This window comes from Nonomuraea sp. CA-141351 (assembly GCF_050944675.1).
In the GTDB taxonomy this organism is placed as follows: domain Bacteria; phylum Actinomycetota; class Actinomycetes; order Streptosporangiales; family Streptosporangiaceae; genus Nonomuraea.
Map to the genome: position 1 here is coordinate 232,088 of NZ_CP191982.1, position 17,873 is coordinate 249,960.

A 17,873-nucleotide genomic window follows, 5' to 3' on the forward strand; every position below is an offset into this window, starting at 1 on the left:
CCGGATGCCGATGATCGCGATTTCCAGGTTCGAGCACTTCTTCCGCGCCGCCGCAGGACTCGACGTGGACAAGTCCGACCTCAAGCGCTACAGCGACTTCATCAACCGGAAGCTGTACGACATGCTCGTCGTCGCCGAGGCCGCGGCGAAGTCGAACAGGCGCGACATCATCGAGTTCTGGGACCTGCCCATCACCAAGGGGCTGCAGGAGAACATGCACGACTTCCGGGACCTGAACGAGGAGCTGGATCTGGCCCCGATCCTGACGGAGCTCCGGGCGCTGCCGCCACTCGACCTGTCCCTCAGCGAGGAGACCGAGTCGCGGCTGTCGGCCGTGGCGGGGGGACTCTCCATGGTGCTCGGCAAGGCGTTCACCATCGTCTATCCCACGCTGAAGAACCCGGCCAGCGAGCAGTGGGAGCGGCTGACCAGGCTCTTCAACCTGCTGTTGTGATCAACGCGGGCTGTGCAGTGGCACCACCTTCACCGGCTCCTACCGCTCTAGCCACGACTTCGACCGACGCGGGCCGCTATCCGGCCGCCCAACCTTGGGAAGCAACCCGCATGCCATCAGAAGCGACGTCATGGGCGCCACCCGTCCACGCCGTCACGGCGGGTCAGCGGCCGGCGGCCACCTGCTCCAGCCAGCGACGCGTCTTGGCGCGGCTCGTCAGGACCACCACCTGCTTGCCCGCCGCAAGCTCGTCGATCTTCGCCAGCACTTTGGGCCGCATGCGTCGCCGATAGGTGGCCACGTAGGTGATCACACCCCGGTGGATGCGGTTGTAGACGCCGGAGGCGTGCTGCCCGGCGCCGTGCTGGAGCTGGCGGGAGAAGATCCCCCACAGGGCTGCCCAGGTGGGCACGTCCATCATCACCACGGTGTCGCACGCCTCCAGCCGGACGTGCAGCGAGGAGTTGTAGTTGCCGTCGATCACCCAGCGCGGCGCCGCGACCAAGTCCCGTTGGGCTGCCTCGAACTTCTCCGGCGGCAGCGGGTTCCATTCGTCGTCGTAGTAGACCGCGTCGAGATGGGTGACCGGCGCCTCGAGCAGCCGGCCCAGTTCGCAGGCAACGTGGGATTTGCCGCTCCCGCCGGATCCGACGATGGCGATCCGGTTCATCTGCATGGTGCTCCACGATATTCATCCGCACCTCCAAGCTGTATGGGGGCGGAGGATGTCGAACGCGTCCAGGACTGTCTCCAACGTCTGGAACTGGCGGATGTAGTCGTGTCGAACAAGCCGACCACTGTCCGGCTGACGGATGAGCAGAAGGCGGGGGCTCGACGCCATTGGCGAGCGAGAGGACCGGAGTCGATCGTGGCTCATCTCGAAGGCCGTGGACGAGTACATCGCCCGGCATCTACGAAGCGAAGAGACAACTACGAACGGGGGGAACCTCAGTGAACGAACCGGCGCTGCTACAGCACACCCCTAGAAACGACTCAGGGAGCCCCTTTAGATCAAGGAACTCCCAGGTCAAACTGTGCGCGGCCGACAGGAGTCGAACCCGTAACCTTCTGATCCGTAGTCAGATGCTCTATCCATTGAGCTACGGCCGCTTGCTGCGTTAGCAAGCATAGCGGGTTTTGGGGAGTGCCTCGAACCAGATACCGCAATCTTGGGCTCGTCCGCTCCGTCCAGCGTGGTTGAGGGGCAGGGAGAGGGTGGTCATGGGTGTCTTGAGCGGGCCGGACACACAGTCGGCGTGGCGTGGCTGCCAGGTGAGGTGGGTCACGGCCGGTGGGAGGGTGGAGGAGGTCCCGTACGCGAGGCCCGGGACGAGCGAGTAGTCCGGTTTTGGTCCGCTGGGGAAACGGGGGTTGTGGATACATCGAAGGGTGTATCCACAGGCGGGTCCCTCGCAGGAGGGAAGTGGCCGGGCGGGGTGGTGAGATGGGGGCATGAAGCGGGAGGCGCTGGGAGCTGGGGCGGCCTTCGCGATGGGGATGGTGCTCATCGCGGGCGGGGCCTTTCTGCAACGTGGGGCGCCCACCTGGGTCTTGTGCGTGCCGCTGGCGATCACCTGTGCCGGGGTTGTGGTGCGGCAGCGGGCGCCACTGGCTTCGCTGGGGCTGGGGGTTGCCGGGGTCGCGATCGACGCCTTTGTGGGGCCGTCGCTGGCGACGGTCTTGATTTTCACCGACAACCTCTATGCGGCCGCGCTTTATGGGCCGGCTCGGTTCGCTCGGTGGTTGCTCTTCATTACCGCCGCGCTGGCGATTGCGGCCGGGGCCGTGGCCGGGGTCTTTGCCGAGGACTGGTGGATGCTCGCCGTCACGGGGGTGCAGGCGGGGCTGGTGCTGGTCGTCCCCGTTACCACTGCGCTGGTTCTGCGGGAGCAGCGGGATCGGGCCGCGGTGGAGCGGGTACGCGCCGAGCAGGTGGCTCATTTGGCCGAGCTCGATCGGCAGGCGGCCGTCGCGGCCGAGCGCACGCGGATGGCGCGTGAGCTGCACGACATGATCGCGAACCATTTCAGCGCCATCGCCATTCAGTCCACCGCCGCCCTTTCTCGCAAGGATCTGGATGCTGCGACGGTCCGGAAGGTCATGGAGTCCGTACGGGAGAACAGCGTGAAAGGGCTGGCCGAGATGCGAACCATGATCGGGCTGCTGCGTCAGGAGGGTGACGATCCCGCGGAAGCCACTCGGCCTCGGCTGGCCGATGCGGAGACATTGGTGGAGAGGGTCACACGCGCCGGACTGGTCGCCGAACTGCGGGTTCTTGGCGCGCTTCGGGAATTGCCCGCCTCTGTTGATCTGGCCGGTTATCGGATTCTGCAGGAGGCGCTCACCAACGCGCTCAAGCATGGCGACTCGCCTGTTCGGGTCGTCATTTCGTACGAGGTGGGGCGGGTCCTGGTGAGTGTCGAGAACGCGGTCGGCGGGCGTGGGGCGCGGTTGCCCGGGGCCGGAGCCGGGCTGATCGGCATGCGGGAGCGGGCTTTGTTGGTCGGCGGATCTTTTGAGGCCGGGTCTTCGGGCGACGGTGATGTGTGGCGGGTGGTGGCCGCGCTTCCCACCGCCGATGATCAGGCCGTGCCGGTCGGTGGCTCCGATCGGGATCTGGTGCCGGGCTTTCGTGGGGAAGGAGAACGGTCCCTGTCCGTTCTGGAAGTACGGCCGGAGGGGGCGTGAGCCGATGACCATCAGGGTGCTGGTTGCCGACGATCATGCGGCCGTCCGAGTGGGGATCGTGCTGATCCTGGAGGGGGCCGGCGATATCGAGGTCGTCGGTGAGGCGGGGGACGGGGAGCAGGCCGTGACCATGGCCCGGGAGATGCGGCCCGATGTGGTGTTGATGGATGTGCGCATGCCGCGCCTCGACGGCATTTCCGCGACCCGGGAGTTGGCGGGCATCAGTGAGGTGCTGATCCTTACCACGTTCGACCTCGATGAATATGTTTTCGGAGCGCTGCGGGCGGGAGCCGCCGGATTCTTGCTGAAGAACACGGACGCCGACTCGCTGATCGAGGCCGTCCGGTTGGTGGCGCGTGGAGAGGGACTGATCTCACCCGGGGTTACGCGCAAGTTGATCGCGGCGTTCGCCGGGCAACTACCGCGCAGGGAGCCGGCGGCCGATCCGGGGAGCCTGACCCCTCGCGAACGGGAGGTGCTGGCGTGCATCGGGCGGGGGCTGTCCAATGCCGAGATCGCCAGGGAGCTCGATATGGCGGAGGCCACGACGAAGACACATGTCAGCCGGGTGCTGAACAAGCTGGGGTTGAAGAGCCGGGTGCAGGCCGCGATTTACTACTCGGGAGAAGGGATCTAGAGGCTTAGTCTGGGCGTTGTGAGCACGCCGCCGCCCCCGCAGCCGGGAGAGCCCACCCCGCCTCAGGAAGGCTCGTCTGAAGGGCAGGCGGGCTGGGTACCGCCATCTCAGGTGCCGCCCGCCTCCACCGGCGTGCTGATCGCGTTGATGTTCGCCGGCCTGGCCATCTACAGCGTCCTCAACGTCGTCATCGGAGTCCTCGTGGTCGTCGGCATGGGCTCCGACGACGCCAACGCCACCCCTTACCTGATCGCCGGCACGGTCGTGCTCGCCCTAATCGGTCTCGGCGCGGGCATCGGCCTGCTCTTCGTACGCAGGCCGTGGACCAAAGGCATCGGCCTCGGCCTCATGATCGGGTGGGCCCTCTGGTCCATCGTGTCCGCCGGCTACTGCACAGGTCTCAACCCGGGCCTGTACGGCTGACATGCCCTACCACGAGATCTTCGTCGGCCTGGGCGTACTCGTGGCCTCCGTCGTCTTCGTACGGGAGGCGAGGAGGAGGGGCGCGCTCAACGAGCAGTCGTTGACGGCGGTCGCCGGAGCCCTGGTCGGGGGAGCCATCGGGATGCGGCTGGCGGGCTGGCTAGAGACGCTCGACCTGCAGGACCTCTGGCTGTACGGCTCCCGCAGCATCCTCGGCGGCCTGACCGGCGCGTACGTGGGTGTGCTGGTGGCCAAGAGGATCGTCGGCTACAAGGAGCGGACGGGCGACCTGTTCGCCCCGGCGGTCGCGCTCGGAATGGCGGTCGGCAGGATCGGGTGTCACCTGACAGAGGCGCCGGGCAGGCCGACCGATCTGCCGTGGGGAGTACACGCGCCCCCGACCACCCCCGAGTGCCCCGGCTGTCTCACCGGCCAGGCCATGCATCCGTCGTTCGTCTACGAGATCGTCTTCCAGCTGGTGGCGTTCGCCGTACTCCAGTGGGCGCGCAAGCGGCTGATCCAGCCGGGCGAGCTGTTCACGCTCTACTTGGCCGCGTACGCCGCCTTCCGCTTCTTCGTGGAGTTCACCAGGGCGAATGAGACGGTCTGGCTCGACCTGACCAGGCCCCAGTGGTTCCTGATCCCGAGCCTGCTGCTGCTCGCCATCAGGCTCGGGTACGGCTGGCGGCGCGGCTACTACGACCCCCTCTTCGAGCGAAAGGTCACGACATGAGCGCAGGCATGGGTTTGCGGGGCGATCGCATCCACAGGTACGTCAACGCGTTCTGCCCTCACTGCCACGGTCAGGAACTCGACAGGGTCGAACGGCTGAGCGGCTACCTGGCCGAGCGCGACGGCAAGGTGTGGCTGGAGCGCGGCTGCCGCGAGCACGGCCTAATCCGGACGTTGTACGACGAAGACCCAGAAATCCTGAAATATCTCGAAGAGTGGACCGCCCCGACAAAGCAGCACGTACCCGATATTTCCGGGAACTTCCGTCCGATACCCTCCGCCTACCTCCACGGCCTCCCCGAGATGCAGACCCAGCACACCTGCATCCTCCTGGAAGACATAGCCGAAGCCTGCAACCTCCGCTGCCCCACCTGCTTCGCCGACAGCTCCCCTGACCTGACCGGCATCGTCCCCGTACAAGACATCCTCGCGAACGTCGACCAGCGCCTCGAAAGAGAGAACGGCAAGCTCGACGTCCTCATGCTGAGCGGCGGCGAGCCCACGCTCCATCCCGAGCTCAAAACCCTCCTCACCGAGCTCGAAGCGCGCCCGATCACCCGCATCCTGATCAACACCAACGGCGTGCTCATAGCCAGGGACGACTCCCTCCTCGACCTCCTCACGGGACACAGGGAGCGGGTGGAGGTCTACCTCCAGTACGACGGCCCGTCGGCCGAGGCCTCGAAACACCACAGGGGAGGCGACCTCACCCGCGTCAAGGCCCAGGCGATCAGTGCGCTGTCCGAGCGTGAGATCTTCACCACCCTCGTCATGACCGCCGCGCTGGGGGTCAACGACGGCGAGATCGGCGAAGTCGTACGGCTCGCCCTCGACACCCCGTACGTCGGAGGAGTGTCGATCCAGCCCCAGTTCGCGTCGGGCAGATCGGGCGCCGTCGACCCCACGAACAGGCTCACGCACACCGGCGTGCTCAAGCGCCTCGGCCCCCAGACCGAAGGCCTCGTGACCTGGCGCGACCTGACCGCCCTGCCCTGCTCCCACCCTCACTGCTGCTCGGTCGGCTACCTCCTCCGCGACGACTCGAGTAGGTGGCGCTCGCTCACTGCGCTGATCGGGCACGACCGCCTCAAGGAGAACCTCGGCCTGGTCTCCAACCGCATCGCCGACACCGAGCTCCCGCGCGAGCTGCGCCTGGCCGTACAGGAGTCCCTTCTCGGTCTGCTGTCGGAGCAGTCGTCGTTGTCGCATCCCCAGATCGGCGACGTGTGGCGGACCATCTGCGAGAACTGCGACCTCGGCATGTCCACGCTGCTCGCCCTGACGGTCCGGCGGAAGAAGCTGCGCAGAATGCTGGGGGAGCGGGTGGTGCGCATCACTGTCAAGCCGTTCATGGACATCTCCACCATGATCGAGGAACGGCTCACGCAGTGCTGCGTGCACGTGGGGACGCGGGCCGAGCAGGACCAGTGCGCGCCGTTCTGCGCCGTGCAGGCCTGGCCGCAGCTCTCCAGGCAGCGGCTGTCGGTGGTGGCGTCGTGACGGCGCCGGGATCCGCTCCGGCTGCTGGCGGTGGCCCGGCGAAGGCCCAGCCGTATGATCCGCTCCGGTTGTGCGTGTACGCGACCGTCGCGCTACTTGCCTGGCTGCTCGGGCCGTGGGCGGTGCTGGGGTTCGCGGTGCTGGGGTTCGCCGGTTACTGGAAGGCGCGGCGAGCCGGGCTGACCCGGAGCAAGTGCCTGCTCAGGGACACCCGGCTCGTCCTGGCCTACCTCGGGCTCCTCGCCGTCGTGGCGGTGGTGGCGATCATCCTCTGACAGCCAGAAGGACAGTCCACGCGCGTGCCGGGGATCCGCTCGCCGAACCCTGCCACCGCCCCGGGCTCGGACGAACTCGTCGAAATCATCCACGAACCCAGGGATCGGCGAGGGCGCGTTACTGTTGACGGCCTATTCGGCGGGGACGTACAGGCTGAGCGTCTCGGCGACGCAGGACGGCCGCTTCTCGCCCTCGACCTCGATCGTCATCTTCAGGCTGGACAGGTAGCCGGCCGGCGTGCCCTTGACGTCGAGCAGCTCGCCCACGGCCCTGATCCGCGCGCCGACGGGGATCGGCCGGGGGAAGCGGACCTTGTTGAGGCCGTAGTTGACCCCCATCGCGATGCCCTCGACCTTGACCAGCTCGAACATGAACGACGGCAGCAGCGAAAGGCTCAGGTAGCCGTGGGCGATCGTGCCCCCGAACGGCCCCTCCTTGGCCCGCTCCACGTCAACGTGGATCCACTGGTGGTCGTCGGTGGCGTCGGCGAAGAGGTTGACCTGGTCCTGGGTGACGGTGCGCCACTCGGTCGGGCCGAACTTCTCGCCGACGGCCGCCTTGAGCTCCTGAACATTCGCGAAGGTCCGCATGAATCCGAACGCTATTGCGCGGGCGGGACGGCTGCCAAGTTCAGCACCCGCGGTCGAGGGTCGGCGCCCCGCGCGCGGACGAATCCTCGAACCCCACAACACCGATGCGCGCGAGGATGCTCGGCCTGTTGCAAAGATCTTTACTCGAAACCATCGCATAGGTGTTCGAGTCCGCGCTACAGTTCTAGGTACCGCAATCGAACAAGGGTTCGGCCTGGTGAGAGGGGGTGTGTCCGATGACGGTGCTCGCAACCGCCCCTGCTCGGACACGCCGTAGCACTTTCTTCCCAAATCTAAGACGGCCGCTATATCCGGCAATAAAGTCCGAGAGCGTGGACCCTGTGCGAAACCCCTACGCCCCCGGCGCCGGACAGCGTCCGCCGGAGCTCGCCGGGCGTGACCGTGAGCTGCAGCAGTTCGAAGTCGTGCTGGAGCGGGTGGCCCGTGGCCGTCCCGAGCGCAGCATGGTCGTCACCGGCCTGCGGGGCGTCGGCAAGACCGTCCTGCTCAACACGTTCAAGTCCATGGCCATGCAGCGGCTGTGGGGCACGGGCAAGATCGAGGCCCGGCCCGACCAGTCGATCAGGCGTCCCGTGGCGGCCGCGCTGCACATGGCCATCCGCGAGCTGGCCCCACGCCACCGCGCGCCCGAGCGCATCGAGGAGTTCCTCGGGGTGCTGAAGGCGTTCGCCATGCGGGATCCGGCGGCGGCCAAGGGCACCTCGCACTGGTCGCCCGGCATCGAGGTGCCGGCCAGTCGCGGGCGCGCCGACTCCGGCGACCTGGAGATCGACCTCACCGAGCTTTTCGTCGACGCGGCGAGTGTGGCCACCGACCTGGCGGTGGGCATCGCGCTGTTCATCGACGAAATGCAGGACGTGCAGCCCGCCGACGTCTCCGCGCTCTGCGCCGCCTGCCACGAGCTGTCGCAGTCGGGCGGGCCGCTGATCGTCGTGGGCGCCGGGCTGCCGCACCTGCCGAGCGTGCTGTCGGCCAGCAAGAGCTATTCCGAGCGGCTTTTCCGCTACGCGCGCATCGACAAGCTCGACCGGGAGGCGGCCGATCTCGCGCTGATCCTGCCGGCGCGCGAGGAAGAGGTGGAGTTCACCCCGGATGCCCTCGACGCCCTCTATGAGGCGGCCGACGGCTATCCCTACTTCGTGCAGGCGTACGGCAAGGTCGCCTGGGATCTCGCCCCGCGCAGCCCGATCACCCTCGACGACGTCAAGGTCTCCGCGCCGGAGGCTGAGGAGGAGCTCGCGGTCGGGTTCTTCGGCAGCCGCTACGAGCGGGCCACCCCGGCCGAACGCGACTACATGCACGCCATGGCCCAGATCGGCGACGAGCCGGTCGCCACCGCGGAGGTGGCCGACGCCCTCGGGCGAAAGCCGTCCAGCCTCTCGCCGGCCCGTGACAGCCTCATCAAGAAAGGGCTCATCTACAGCGCCGAGCGTGGTCTGATCGCGTTCACCGTGCCGCACTTCGGGAAGTTCCTGCGCGCTCAGCCGGTCTGAGTCGCGCCCCTAGACCTCTATTGGGCTGTCTAGTGGGGAAGCTAGACAGCCCAATAGAGCTATATCGTCGTGCCTGTCGAGCGGAATCTAACGCTTTATAGCGTCAGGCCGATACTGGCGTATATTCCGGCAGAGATCCGCTGCCCTCCCCGCTGACCACGGCCATCCGCACCGCCGGGCGCCGGCCGCTGAGGTAGACGGCGAAGACGACGTCGTCCTGGTCGCGGTTCTGGAAGGCGAAGAAGCGCCAGCACAGCTCGCGCCAGGTGTCGTACGGCTCGGCCGAGGTCAGCTCGCCCTCGTGGGCCCGCCAGGTGCCGCTCGCCCTGAGGCGCGCGAGCGTGGCCGACTCGGCGGGGCCGCGGCGCTGCTCGCAGGGGGCGCGGAACCGTACGCGATCGATCAGTTCCTCGAGCTCGGGGGAGAGGAGCGCGAGCACAACGACTCCCGCGGCCGTCAGCCAGGAAGGGTGCATCATGGCCGCCCACCCCGGCACCGGCGCCCACACCGACACCCCGGCCATCCCGGTCAGGGCGATCGTCCTGCCGATCGAGCGCAATCCGACCGGCGCGGAGCTCACCTCGCCGAAGCAGCCGCAGCCCGCGTCCGGCCGCCGCCTGCGCAGCTCCAGCAGCACGTACGTGGACATGGCGAAGAAGGCGACCGTACCCCACCTGAAGATCGGATGCGTGGTGACCAGCAGCCCCGTGGCCAGCGTCACCTCGCCACTCGCGCAGATCAGCAGCGCGGGGGCCTGCATGCGGCCCGGCACCAGGACCGCGGGCCCGAGCCTGGACAGCGCGCCAGGTTCACCCCCGGAGCGTACGGTGCTCACCTTGGCCACCGTGCCCGCGAGGAGCAGCACGATCAGAAGCGGCAGCTGCGATTCGAGCACGCCCGCGTCACCCCAATCCGATCTGAGCGTTGAAGCACCCTTTGACCAAGTCACCGCCGAGTTCCACATAGGAGAACGGCGACAGCTCCACGATCCGGCCGCGCGGCGAGGTGTCGCACTCGACGCAGCGGTCGCAGAAACGCCCGGCCACGCATCCGCACGCCACCACGGGGACGTTGGCGTTCCGCTGCGAGCACAGGTTCCTGACCTGCAGCAATGACCCGACCGCGAGGTACGGCAGCCCCGTGCATGACACCCCGGCATCCGGGCAGCCGGTGTCCTGTCGCTCCAGCATCGGGTACGCGGCGCCCCGCTCTTCCTGGTCGAACGTGTCCGACCAGGTCGCGGGGCCCGAGATGCGGGACTGCAGCCCGGCGTACGCGGGCGGCGGGGCGGGCACGGCGCGGGCCGGGTACGGCGGCTGCGAGGCCGCGGGCAGCAGGGCCAGGCCCGCCCCCTCCTTCCTGATCCCGATCGCGTCGAACAGGTACCCGGGCTCGAACATGGGATGCCGCACCTGCAGCCGCCCCGACGCCCGGTAGGGGATGGTGATCGTCCGATGGCCGCGGTGGGGCCCGCAGTCCAGCTCGACCGTCAGGTCCCTGCGTCCGCTGATCGACAGGATCGTTCCGGTGATGCGGGTGGTGTCGGCCCAGATCCGCTCGACGACGCGCCCCGCGCGCGTCCGCATCGTGACCATGGAGCCCCCGGGGAGATCGGCGGGGGCGACGTCCTGCCCGTGCCAGGCGGTGGCCCAGGGGGCGATCACGAGCCGTTCCTCGGCGCCCGCGGGGGTCTCGATGATGATCAGGTGCGGGCTGACGTCCAGGATCTCGCCGGCGACGGCGCGTAAGGGCTCTCCGTTGTCCGGGTCGGGGCCTGGAACGCCGGAGTCGCGACCGAGCGCGGCCGCGGCGAGCACCCTGCGGCGCTCAACGCTCGGATACCCCATCGGCCCCTCCCTCGTCGGGTACTAGATTCACACGACTTGGGCGTAGCTCACACCGTACCGGCGCAGATGGGATCAAAATACGCATCCCCGGGGAAGTGAGTTGACACCCGGCGACGAACAAACCGCCACCGACCTTGACCGACCTTTGTCGTTGGCGGACCGAAACCTGAATTCTGGTTCAGGCTCAAAAGGGCATCAGGCTGCGATTCTGGCCACGATGCAGACCACCAGCTGGGAAGACGAGTTCCGCGAGTACGTGAGGGCGCGCGGTCCCGCCCTGCTGCGCACCGCCCACCAGCTCACCGGTCATCCGCTGGACGCGGAGGATCTGCTGCAGAACGCGCTGACCAAGACGTACCTGGCCTGGGACCGGATCGAGGACAGGGGGGCGCTGGACGGCTATGTGCGGCGGGCCATGGTGAACATCAACATCTCGCAGTGGCGGCGGCGCAAGCTGGAGGAGTACCCGTCGGACGAGTTGCCCGAGGTGGGCACCTCTCCGGAAGAGCCGCAGGGGGACGTGCACGAGCAGCTCGAGCAGGCCTTGGGCGAGCTGCCTGAGCGGATGCGGGCGGCGATCGTGCTGCGGTACTACGAGGACATGACCGAGCCGGAGATCGCGAGGACGCTGGGGATCAGCGTGGGCACGGTCAAGAGCACGGTGTCGCGGGCCATGGCCAAGCTCAGGAACGCACTGGGACGACGCCCTTCCTGATTATGAGCCCTGGCCTGCGGCTTCCGCCTGATGTGGCTCATGGGCGCCGGCGGTGGCGCAGGGTCGTACGACGTCCCTGATCTTCCGCAACGTGGCCAGGAACGCCTCCAGCTCGTCCGCGCTCAGCAACCCGGTGAACCAGTCTTCGATGTCCTTCAAGTGCTGCGGCACCACGGACTCCAGTCGTGCCCGCCCGGCCTCGGTGAGCACTGCGTAGGAGGCCCGCCGGTCGCTGGCGCACGCCTGCCTGGTCACCAGTCCCTCCCGCTCCAGCCGGTCGACGACCCTGGTCACCCCGCTCGTCGACAGCTCGGTCTGCGCGGCCAGATCGCTCATCCGCAGCCGCTGCCCCGGCGAACGGGCCAGCCTGATGACGGTCTCGAAATCGATCTCAGACAACCCCGCGGCGCCGAGCACCGGCTGGAACCTGGCCATCAGCCCGGCGTGCGCCTCCGCCAGCAGTCCAACGGCCGTCAAGCGAGGGTCGTCAAAATTCATCACGTCCATAGCGTAGCCGACGATAGTTGACTGGAGGAATATTCCTCGTGTAGAAATTTGTTGCCGCAGACATCCGCACAGCAACTATCCCTTGAGGAGAACCCCATGACCACCCGTACCTGGGAGTCCTTGACCGTCCCCGCCGCCGGGACCTACAACCTGGACGTTGCCCACACCCGCATCGGTTTCATGGTCAAGCACATGATGGTCAGCAAGGTCCGCGGTCACTTCGGCGCCTTCAGCGGCTCGGTCACGATCGCCGAGAACCCGCTGGAGTCCACCGCCGAGCTCACCATCGAGACCGGCAGCATCGACACGGGCATGGCCGACCGCGACGGCCACCTGCGCAGCGACGACTTCCTGTCCGCGGAGAAGTTCCCGCAGATCACCTTCGGGAACGCGCGCGTGGTCAGCCACTCGGGCGACGAGTTCACCGTCGTCGGCGACCTGACCATCCGTGACGTGACCAAGGAGGTCGAGCTCACGGTCGAGTACGGCGGCGCGGGCACCAACCCGTGGGGCGGCTCGGTCTGGGGCTTCTCCATCACCACGGAGTTCGACCGCGAGGACTTCGGCCTGACCTGGAACCAGGCCCTGGAGACCGGCGGCGTCCTGGTGGGCAAGAAGGTCAAGATCGAGATCGAGGGCGAGGCGAACCCGGCCGCGTAACCCGGAACACCGGCGTTCGATGGACGTTATCCACAACCCCGAAGCCCGTCCACGCTCTGGGCGGGCTTCATCCACAGGCAGTTACCCACAGGCTGTTGATAACTCTTGGTGAAGGGCGGGGGAGCAATCGCTTTGCCGCCTCGCCCGAAGGCCGGTACGCTGTGCTGAGCCGCGATGGCTTCCAGGAGGATTCGCCTAGTCAGGTCTATGGCGCCGCACTGCTAATGCGGTTTGGGTTTACCGCCCATCCGGGGTTCAAATCCCCGATCCTCCGCAGGTAGAAGGCCCTCTCCCGATCTCCGGGGGAGGGCCTTTCGATCTTCTATGGGGGCCAGGGTTGCAGTTTGGGTTGCAGTTGCCCGTCAGAGCTGTCCCCAGAGGGCCTGGTCCATGCGGTTGCTGGCGTCCTTCATCTGGAGCGTGGCCACGTGTGTATAGCGCTCTGTGGTGGTCACACGGGTGTGGCCGAGGATCTCCTGTACGACTCGGATGTGGACGCCCTGTTCGATGAGCAGGGTTGCCGCGGTGTGGCGGGCGTCGTGAACGCGGGCGTCGCGTACGCCGGCCTGCTTGAGGATGGACTTCCACTGCTTCCAGTCCTCGGTGCGCTCGATCGGGCCGGCGAGCTGCGTTGTGAAGACCAGATCGTGATCGGTCCACTTTTCCCCAGCCTTGAGCCGTTCGGCGGCCTGGAGCTTCTTGTGGGTTCGTAGGAGAGCCAGGAGTGCTGGCGGGCATTGGAGGGTGAGCTTGCTCTTGCCCTTGCGTTGCCGAAAGATCAGCCCGCCGCCGGTGCGCTTCGGGCACTTGTCTGCGTGGCTCGTACAGTCCTTGAGGCATGGGCGCCTGTAGCAGCGGTGGGAGCGCTTCTTGCAGTCGCGATCATGCTTATGCTCTTTGCAGCTCTTCTTGCACGCCTTGCGGTGCCACTTCTCTCCACAGGTGTGCGGATCGTTGCAGCCGTGCTGCCACTCTGACCGCTGGATCTGGAACCACGCCCTGATCTCCCCCGTGTTCAGATCGATGTACGACCAGCGGAGCCCGAGAGCCTCGCCTTGCCGGATGCCGAGCGCGAGAGCCACCGACCAGCGTGCGCCGTTCCTCCTGGTCTTGGCGACGTCGAGGATGCGCCGCGCCTCCTCTCCTGTCAGGGGTTCGATCTCCGTTGTGGCGGCAGAAGGAGCGTCCACCAACGTGGCCACGTTTCGTGCGATGCGGCCTCGCCGTACGGCGATCGTGAGGGCACGAGACAGGATGCGGTGGACCTTGAGAACGCTGCTGGAGGAGAGGCCCTCTTCGAGCATCGTGGTGTAGGCGGTGTCCAGGTGCTCAGGGGCGAGTCGATCGAGGCGATGCTTGCCGAGGAGCGGCACGATCCAGTTTCTCGACTTGGACCGGTAGTCGGTGAGTGTGCGAGGAGCCATCTTCTCCGACAGGACCAGGCGCTCGCAGATCACGTCGAGGAACTCGGACATCCACTCCGCGACGGTTGGAGCACGGCCGGCCTTGCTCACTCGGCTCGAGTCTCGCTGATTCTCCAATTCGCGGACCTTGCGCGTTACCTCGGTCTCGGTCTTGCCCTTGCGGTGGCGTCGGTCCGGCGAGCCGTCCGGCTTGATCCCCACCGTCACCCAGCCGTGCCACAGCCCGTCCTTGCCGAGGAAGATCGAGGAGCGTCCATTGGGCTTTCTGGCGGACATCAGGCCACCTCCTTGGACGCTTGGGCCTCAAGAGCGCGGGCGTAATCGAGGAGGGCGGCACCGGGGATGAGCCGGTAGCCGTTGTGCTTGATCGATCGAAGTTCACCCGACTTGATCAGACGGAACACGGCTGTTCGGCTCATGCCAAGCACGGAAGCGGCGTCTTTCGGGCGGTAGAACAGCTTGTCCATGTCAGGCCGCCTCTCCAGTTGCCGAAGGATCTTGTCCGTCTGCTCTGGCCTGGAGTTCCGCCATGTGGGCGCGCCAGCGTTCACGTTCGGCGACGGCGCGGAGGAGGCGCACGGCCAGTGGGGGCACGTTGGCGTCTCCGGCCGGGACGGGTTTCCAGACGTAGCGGTGTGGGTCAGTGGGTTGGTCGGTCTGGCCGAGGGCTTCCAGGACCCAGGTACGGCGGTCCTGCTTGTGTTCGGCGAGGGTCTTGTTGGACCACTTGCGGGAGACCAGGACGCGGCGTCCGGCGTAGCCCAGGTGGTCAGGCTTGTGGGCCTTGCCGCGGCATCGGCCGGGGGTCATGCGCGACTTGGCACCCTTGGGCTGGATCCCGTAGCGCAGCCAGTTGGCGCACGTGGGGGAGCAGGGTTCGAGCCGCAGCGCCTCCAGCATGCGTTCGGCGTGCCGACGCTGAGCTGGGCGGTTAGGGTTCCAGCCGCCGCCGAGGGACTTGGTCAGATACTTCGACAGGTACCGGATGCACTGGTCGGCGTCTGGAGTGCCGGCCAGGACGCCTTTCACGTCCACCTGTGCACCGAAGCGGACCACGTGCAGTGGTTGGGCGCTTTCGTTGGCGTCGAGCTGATCGAGTGCTTCGTCCCAGGTGGGCAGTACCTCGCCTGTGTCGGGATCGAGGTAGCCGACGCCGTTCTCCCACACGGGCAGGTGGTCACCGTCGTAGATGGCGCGATCGGTGGGCGGCCACCACACCTGATGGTAGGTGGCCGCGGCGATTTGCTTGATCTCGGCGCGTGGCAGGGTGCCTCGGATGGCCATGTGCAGGTGCGGGGCGAGCCGCTTCTGTGGTTCGACGGTGGCGAAGTACTGCACGTCGTAGTCGGCCACGCGGCGTAGGTTCTGCACGAAGCGGTCCACCAGCTTGGAGAAGTGCAGGGCGTCCCGGGCCGCTCGAGCGTAGTCGTAGGTGTCGGGATCGAGGGGGACGCCATCGCGGATCTTGCCGTATGAGGGCAGGGTCAGCGTGACGAACAGCGAGGGTCGGTAGGTCTTGCCGTCCGAGCTGGTGAAGGTCCGGCCCAGCGTCGTGTTCGCCATCTTGCGCTGGGGCAGGTCTGGGGCGTCCTGGCGCCTCCTGGTCGAGCGGTTCCGCTTGCCTCCAGCGCCCGCCAGCAGGTTGCCGCGCATACCTGCCGTGTTGATCTCTTCATCGAGACCAGCGATGACCGCGTCCAGGTCTGTCGTGTCTTGCTGCGCTTGGTCTACCTGGTCGCGCTTAGCTTGTATGTCGGCGCGGAATTCGATCAGCCAGCGTTGCTCGTCGTTGGGCTCGTCCGGTGTGATGGTCGGTTCGTGGTCGAGGTGCCAGCCCTCCCGGCATTGGGCCATGCGGAGTTGTCGGTTGCGCTTGGCGCATGGCGGGCACGCGGCGTCCAAGGTGGCGCCGCACGGGACGTCGATGATCTCGCGCTGGCCGGTGTGCGTGTCGAGCCGTTGGAGGGCTATGGGGCGGATACAGACGCCGTGTTGTTCAGCGACCTCTCGGGCGACATCGCGCGCCCGGGGCATGCGCTGGCGCTCGGCGCGAGGTAGGGAACGGTCGTAGGTCACAGCTCCTCCCGTGCGTCGAGGGGGACGAGCGCGCCTTGGCCGCACTCGGGGCACTCGACCAAGCCCGCCGCCAGGTCGATCCACAGAGTGCTCTCGGCGTGGCAGCACGAGCAGCGCAGCCCCTCCAGGAGGTAGGCCAGCTCACGCATGGTCGCTCACCTCCGTCTCCGCCAGGTCGGCGCACAGCTGGTAGCGCTCCTGGTAGGGGTGGCGCAGCACATGCGGGTAAAAGATCTCGAAGACCCGCAGCCGGGGCAGATCCCGGGCGGTGAGTAGGACGAGCATCGGGCGGCCCGCGACCAAAGCGATCTCCTCGGCGGTGCCGTGGAAGCAGACCCGCATCACGCACCCCCGCCGAAGGCGAAAGTGCTGGCCATGGCGCGGATGTCAGCGTCGGAGACGTAAGCCGCGCGGACCCGGATCGGGTCAGGGCTGATCTCCAGCCGGACATAGCCGACGCCCGCGCCGAGCTCAGGGACAGGGGAGATGTGATCGGCCAACGCGCCACGGTCGCGTGCGCCGTCACCGAGCACCATGTCCACTTGTTCGGACTCGTCGAGCCGGAGGGCGATCTTGTCGGGGAACAGGTTGCGGATGTTCATGACCTCCTTGCGGGGGTCCTGGAGCGCCGCGAGCACGCCGACGCCGACCGCGCGCCCTTGGGTGGTCAGGGTGGCCAGGGCAGCGGAGATGCGGCGTCTGAGGTCCTTGTCGGACTGGTAGGCGGTCAGGAACGCCACCTCGTCGACGACGACCAGAATGAACGGGTCATCGACGGTGGGGACGTGGTTGCGCTGGCGTCCGGCGAAGCGCGCCGCGCGTTTCTGCATGACCTGGACCGCCAGTTCAAGCAGGTCGGCGCAGTCTTCCGGGGTGGCCGCGTAGCGGGGGCCGAAGAGCGCGCGGCCATAGGAGAGCTCCATCAGCTTGGGATCCAGCGCCCACAGCTCCACGAGGCCTGCCCGCACGGCCGGGAGGAGCCCCCGGATGACAGACCAGATGATTGAGCCCTTGCCCGCTCCGGTGGCGCCGGCGATCAGGACGTGTGTGCCGTGCACCTTGAGTCGCCATGGCCGCCCGTCCTCCTGCTTGCCGACCTCGACCGCACCCACGCTCGGCTCAGCGGGTAGAGGAACGGCCGGGATCGGCGTGGCCAGCGGATCGGTGCGCGGGAACGTCAGTGTGATCCGGCCCGCCTGTGCCAGCGCCACACGGCAGGAGGTGGCGCCGAAGCCCTGGACAAGATGATCGATGCGGTCGGCCCAGTCCTTAACCGCTTGCCCCTTGAGCATGCGCACGCTGACCAGATCGGCCCACGGCGTACAGGTGACCTTCGCCAGTCGTGGCAGGTAGTCGCGGCCGCGGATGTGCCGTCCGAGACCGGAGACGATCATGACGGGTTGCCAGTGTCGCCGGTAGACCCAGATCAGCCGCCACCAGGCCAGCAGCCGCCAGCCGACCAGTCGGGCGAACGAGACGGGGTTGGTGAGTGCCCAGGCGATCAGCCCGACCGGAGTCGGCGCGCTGAGCAGGAGGGCGACGCGCCAGCCGTACAACAGCGTGAGTACGCCCGGCGTGACGGCGGCGAGCATGGCGATGGGGTGTCGCCAGGTCACCCGGACGAGGCCGGCCAGGATGCGTCCGGCGAGGATGATCAGGGTGAGGATGGCTGGGGTGGTGACCACGGCCGGGCGGAAGACGACGGCCGTGTCCGGCGTGGTGGTGACCAGGTCGCGTGCCTGGTCACCAGGGAGCCGCCTGAACATAAGCTTGGTACCTCTCGTGATGTGGAAGTCAGGGGAGAACCGAAGGGGCTGCCGGAAGTTGCCG

At 67.4% G+C, this 17,873-nt stretch carries 21 protein-coding genes and 2 tRNA genes; 11 read left to right on the top strand and 12 right to left on the bottom strand.

Annotation, left to right across the window (positions count from 1 at the left end):
- Positions 1 to 4 precede the first annotated feature (4 nt).
- Positions 5 to 454 carry a DUF1931 family protein gene (locus ACQPWU_RS01180; RefSeq protein WP_433436247.1) on the top strand — a complete coding sequence of 150 codons (450 nt, stop codon included), beginning with the start codon at positions 5 to 7 and terminating at the stop codon, positions 452 to 454.
- Between the two features lie 163 nt (positions 455 to 617).
- Here ACQPWU_RS01180 and ACQPWU_RS01185 read toward each other — a convergent pair whose 3' ends face one another.
- Both ACQPWU_RS01185 and ACQPWU_RS01190 read right to left on the bottom strand, forming a co-directional pair.
- Positions 618 to 1,130, bottom strand: a complete 513-nt coding sequence (locus tag ACQPWU_RS01185) for a topology modulation protein (protein ID WP_433436249.1) — start codon at positions 1,128 to 1,130, stop codon at positions 618 to 620.
- 361 nt (positions 1,131 to 1,491) lie between these two features.
- Positions 1,492 to 1,564, bottom strand: a tRNA-Arg gene (locus ACQPWU_RS01190).
- A 342-nt stretch (positions 1,565 to 1,906) separates the two neighbouring features.
- Here ACQPWU_RS01190 and ACQPWU_RS01195 point away from each other — a divergent pair.
- From ACQPWU_RS01195 to ACQPWU_RS01220, 6 genes are read left to right on the top strand one after another with little or no spacing between them, the layout of a single operon-like run.
- Positions 1,907 to 3,142, top strand: coding sequence for a sensor histidine kinase (locus ACQPWU_RS01195; RefSeq protein ID WP_433436251.1), 1,236 nt, complete (start codon positions 1,907 to 1,909; stop codon positions 3,140 to 3,142).
- 4 nt (positions 3,143 to 3,146) lie between these two features.
- Entirely contained in the window at positions 3,147 to 3,779 is a 633-nt protein-coding gene (locus tag ACQPWU_RS01200; RefSeq protein ID WP_433436253.1) for a response regulator, read from the top strand.
- A gap of 18 nt (positions 3,780 to 3,797) precedes the next feature.
- Positions 3,798 to 4,202, top strand: a complete 405-nt coding sequence (locus ACQPWU_RS01205) for a hypothetical protein (protein ID WP_433436255.1) — start codon at positions 3,798 to 3,800, stop codon at positions 4,200 to 4,202.
- Position 4,203: 1 nt separating this feature from the next.
- Entirely contained in the window at positions 4,204 to 4,935 is a 732-nt protein-coding gene (locus ACQPWU_RS01210) for a prolipoprotein diacylglyceryl transferase (protein WP_433436257.1), read from the top strand.
- On the top strand, positions 4,932 to 6,434 hold the full coding sequence (locus ACQPWU_RS01215; RefSeq protein WP_433436259.1) for a radical SAM protein: 1,503 nt from the start codon (positions 4,932 to 4,934) through the stop codon (positions 6,432 to 6,434). The genes ACQPWU_RS01210 and ACQPWU_RS01215 overlap by 4 nt, the downstream gene beginning before the upstream one ends.
- Positions 6,431 to 6,709, top strand: a complete 279-nt coding sequence (locus ACQPWU_RS01220; protein WP_433436261.1) for a hypothetical protein — start codon at positions 6,431 to 6,433, stop codon at positions 6,707 to 6,709. Before ACQPWU_RS01215 ends, ACQPWU_RS01220 begins: the two co-directional genes overlap by 4 nt.
- A 132-nt stretch (positions 6,710 to 6,841) precedes the next feature.
- Here the strand turns inward: ACQPWU_RS01220 and ACQPWU_RS01225 are convergent, their stop codons facing one another.
- Positions 6,842 to 7,300, bottom strand: a complete 459-nt coding sequence (locus ACQPWU_RS01225) for a MaoC family dehydratase (RefSeq protein ID WP_433436263.1) — start codon at positions 7,298 to 7,300, stop codon at positions 6,842 to 6,844.
- Positions 7,301 to 7,632: 332 nt separating this feature from the next.
- Here ACQPWU_RS01225 and ACQPWU_RS01230 point away from each other — a divergent pair, with 332 nt between their 5' ends.
- On the top strand, positions 7,633 to 8,814 hold the full coding sequence (locus tag ACQPWU_RS01230) for an ATP-binding protein (protein WP_360687933.1): 1,182 nt from the start codon (positions 7,633 to 7,635) through the stop codon (positions 8,812 to 8,814).
- Positions 8,815 to 8,917: 103 nt separating this feature from the next.
- Here ACQPWU_RS01230 and ACQPWU_RS01235 read toward each other — a convergent pair whose 3' ends face one another.
- Both ACQPWU_RS01235 and ACQPWU_RS01240 read right to left on the bottom strand, forming a co-directional pair.
- Entirely contained in the window at positions 8,918 to 9,709 is a 792-nt protein-coding gene (locus ACQPWU_RS01235) for a MauE/DoxX family redox-associated membrane protein (protein WP_433436265.1), read from the bottom strand.
- Positions 9,710 to 9,716: 7 nt separating this feature from the next.
- Complete coding sequence (locus ACQPWU_RS01240; protein ID WP_433436267.1) at positions 9,717 to 10,661, bottom strand: hypothetical protein; 945 nt, start codon at positions 10,659 to 10,661, stop codon at positions 9,717 to 9,719.
- 217 nt (positions 10,662 to 10,878) lie between these two features.
- Here ACQPWU_RS01240 and ACQPWU_RS01245 point away from each other — a divergent pair, with 217 nt between their 5' ends.
- Complete coding sequence (locus ACQPWU_RS01245; RefSeq protein ID WP_433436269.1) at positions 10,879 to 11,376, top strand: SigE family RNA polymerase sigma factor; 498 nt, start codon at positions 10,879 to 10,881, stop codon at positions 11,374 to 11,376.
- Here ACQPWU_RS01245 and ACQPWU_RS01250 read toward each other — a convergent pair whose 3' ends face one another.
- Positions 11,377 to 11,853, bottom strand: a complete 477-nt coding sequence (locus tag ACQPWU_RS01250) for a MarR family winged helix-turn-helix transcriptional regulator (RefSeq protein WP_433436271.1) — start codon at positions 11,851 to 11,853, stop codon at positions 11,377 to 11,379. It lies immediately after the preceding gene.
- A 126-nt stretch (positions 11,854 to 11,979) separates the two neighbouring features.
- Here ACQPWU_RS01250 and ACQPWU_RS01255 point away from each other — a divergent pair, with 126 nt between their 5' ends.
- Both ACQPWU_RS01255 and ACQPWU_RS01260 read left to right on the top strand, forming a co-directional pair.
- On the top strand, positions 11,980 to 12,543 hold the full coding sequence (locus tag ACQPWU_RS01255) for a YceI family protein (RefSeq protein ID WP_360687921.1): 564 nt from the start codon (positions 11,980 to 11,982) through the stop codon (positions 12,541 to 12,543).
- A 184-nt stretch (positions 12,544 to 12,727) separates the two neighbouring features.
- A tRNA-Ser gene (locus tag ACQPWU_RS01260) sits at positions 12,728 to 12,817 on the top strand.
- Positions 12,818 to 12,905: 88 nt separating this feature from the next.
- Here the strand turns inward: ACQPWU_RS01260 and ACQPWU_RS01265 are convergent.
- The 6 genes from ACQPWU_RS01265 to ACQPWU_RS01290 are packed head-to-tail and all read right to left on the bottom strand — an operon-like array spanning position 12,906 to position 17,809.
- Positions 12,906 to 14,243: a tyrosine-type recombinase/integrase gene (locus ACQPWU_RS01265; RefSeq protein ID WP_433436273.1), complete on the bottom strand. Its 1,338-nt coding sequence runs from the start codon at positions 14,241 to 14,243 to the stop codon at positions 12,906 to 12,908.
- On the bottom strand, positions 14,243 to 14,434 hold the full coding sequence (locus ACQPWU_RS01270) for a helix-turn-helix domain-containing protein (protein WP_433436275.1): 192 nt from the start codon (positions 14,432 to 14,434) through the stop codon (positions 14,243 to 14,245). Before ACQPWU_RS01270 ends, ACQPWU_RS01265 begins: the two co-directional genes overlap by 1 nt.
- A 1-nt stretch (position 14,435) precedes the next feature.
- On the bottom strand, positions 14,436 to 16,001 hold the full coding sequence (locus tag ACQPWU_RS01275; protein WP_433445134.1) for a replication initiator: 1,566 nt from the start codon (positions 15,999 to 16,001) through the stop codon (positions 14,436 to 14,438).
- 38 nt (positions 16,002 to 16,039) lie between these two features.
- Entirely contained in the window at positions 16,040 to 16,192 is a 153-nt protein-coding gene (locus ACQPWU_RS01280; protein ID WP_433436277.1) for a hypothetical protein, read from the bottom strand.
- Complete coding sequence (locus ACQPWU_RS01285; RefSeq protein WP_433436279.1) at positions 16,185 to 16,385, bottom strand: hypothetical protein; 201 nt, start codon at positions 16,383 to 16,385, stop codon at positions 16,185 to 16,187. The genes ACQPWU_RS01280 and ACQPWU_RS01285 overlap by 8 nt, the downstream gene beginning before the upstream one ends.
- On the bottom strand, positions 16,385 to 17,809 hold the full coding sequence (locus ACQPWU_RS01290; protein ID WP_433436281.1) for an FtsK/SpoIIIE domain-containing protein: 1,425 nt from the start codon (positions 17,807 to 17,809) through the stop codon (positions 16,385 to 16,387). Before ACQPWU_RS01290 ends, ACQPWU_RS01285 begins: the two co-directional genes overlap by 1 nt.
- Between the last annotated feature and the right edge of the window lie 64 nt (positions 17,810 to 17,873).

Bases quoted from the DNA above. Each gene is read 5' to 3' on its own strand.
- ACQPWU_RS01290 (WP_433436281.1), bottom strand. From the start codon at position 17,809: ATGTTCAGGCGGCTCCCTGGTGACCAGGCACGCGACCTGGTCACCACC.
- ACQPWU_RS01215 (WP_433436259.1), top strand. From the start codon at position 4,932: ATGAGCGCAGGCATGGGTTTGCGGGGCGATCGCATCCACAGGTACGTC.
- ACQPWU_RS01185 (WP_433436249.1), bottom strand. From the start codon at position 1,130: ATGCAGATGAACCGGATCGCCATCGTCGGATCCGGCGGGAGCGGCAAA.
- ACQPWU_RS01200 (WP_433436253.1), top strand. From the start codon at position 3,147: ATGACCATCAGGGTGCTGGTTGCCGACGATCATGCGGCCGTCCGAGTG.
- ACQPWU_RS01280 (WP_433436277.1), bottom strand. From the start codon at position 16,192: ATGCGTGAGCTGGCCTACCTCCTGGAGGGGCTGCGCTGCTCGTGCTGC.
- ACQPWU_RS01180 (WP_433436247.1), top strand. From the start codon at position 5: ATGCCGATGATCGCGATTTCCAGGTTCGAGCACTTCTTCCGCGCCGCC.
- ACQPWU_RS01285 (WP_433436279.1), bottom strand. From the start codon at position 16,385: ATGCGGGTCTGCTTCCACGGCACCGCCGAGGAGATCGCTTTGGTCGCG.
- ACQPWU_RS01255 (WP_360687921.1), top strand. From the start codon at position 11,980: ATGACCACCCGTACCTGGGAGTCCTTGACCGTCCCCGCCGCCGGGACC.
- ACQPWU_RS01245 (WP_433436269.1), top strand. From the start codon at position 10,879: ATGCAGACCACCAGCTGGGAAGACGAGTTCCGCGAGTACGTGAGGGCG.
- ACQPWU_RS01275 (WP_433445134.1), bottom strand. From the start codon at position 16,001: ATGCCCCGGGCGCGCGATGTCGCCCGAGAGGTCGCTGAACAACACGGC.
- ACQPWU_RS01195 (WP_433436251.1), top strand. From the start codon at position 1,907: ATGAAGCGGGAGGCGCTGGGAGCTGGGGCGGCCTTCGCGATGGGGATG.
- ACQPWU_RS01270 (WP_433436275.1), bottom strand. From the start codon at position 14,434: ATGGACAAGCTGTTCTACCGCCCGAAAGACGCCGCTTCCGTGCTTGGC.
- ACQPWU_RS01265 (WP_433436273.1), bottom strand. From the start codon at position 14,243: ATGTCCGCCAGAAAGCCCAATGGACGCTCCTCGATCTTCCTCGGCAAG.
- ACQPWU_RS01225 (WP_433436263.1), bottom strand. From the start codon at position 7,300: ATGCGGACCTTCGCGAATGTTCAGGAGCTCAAGGCGGCCGTCGGCGAG.
- ACQPWU_RS01240 (WP_433436267.1), bottom strand. From the start codon at position 10,661: ATGGGGTATCCGAGCGTTGAGCGCCGCAGGGTGCTCGCCGCGGCCGCG.
- ACQPWU_RS01210 (WP_433436257.1), top strand. From the start codon at position 4,204: ATGCCCTACCACGAGATCTTCGTCGGCCTGGGCGTACTCGTGGCCTCC.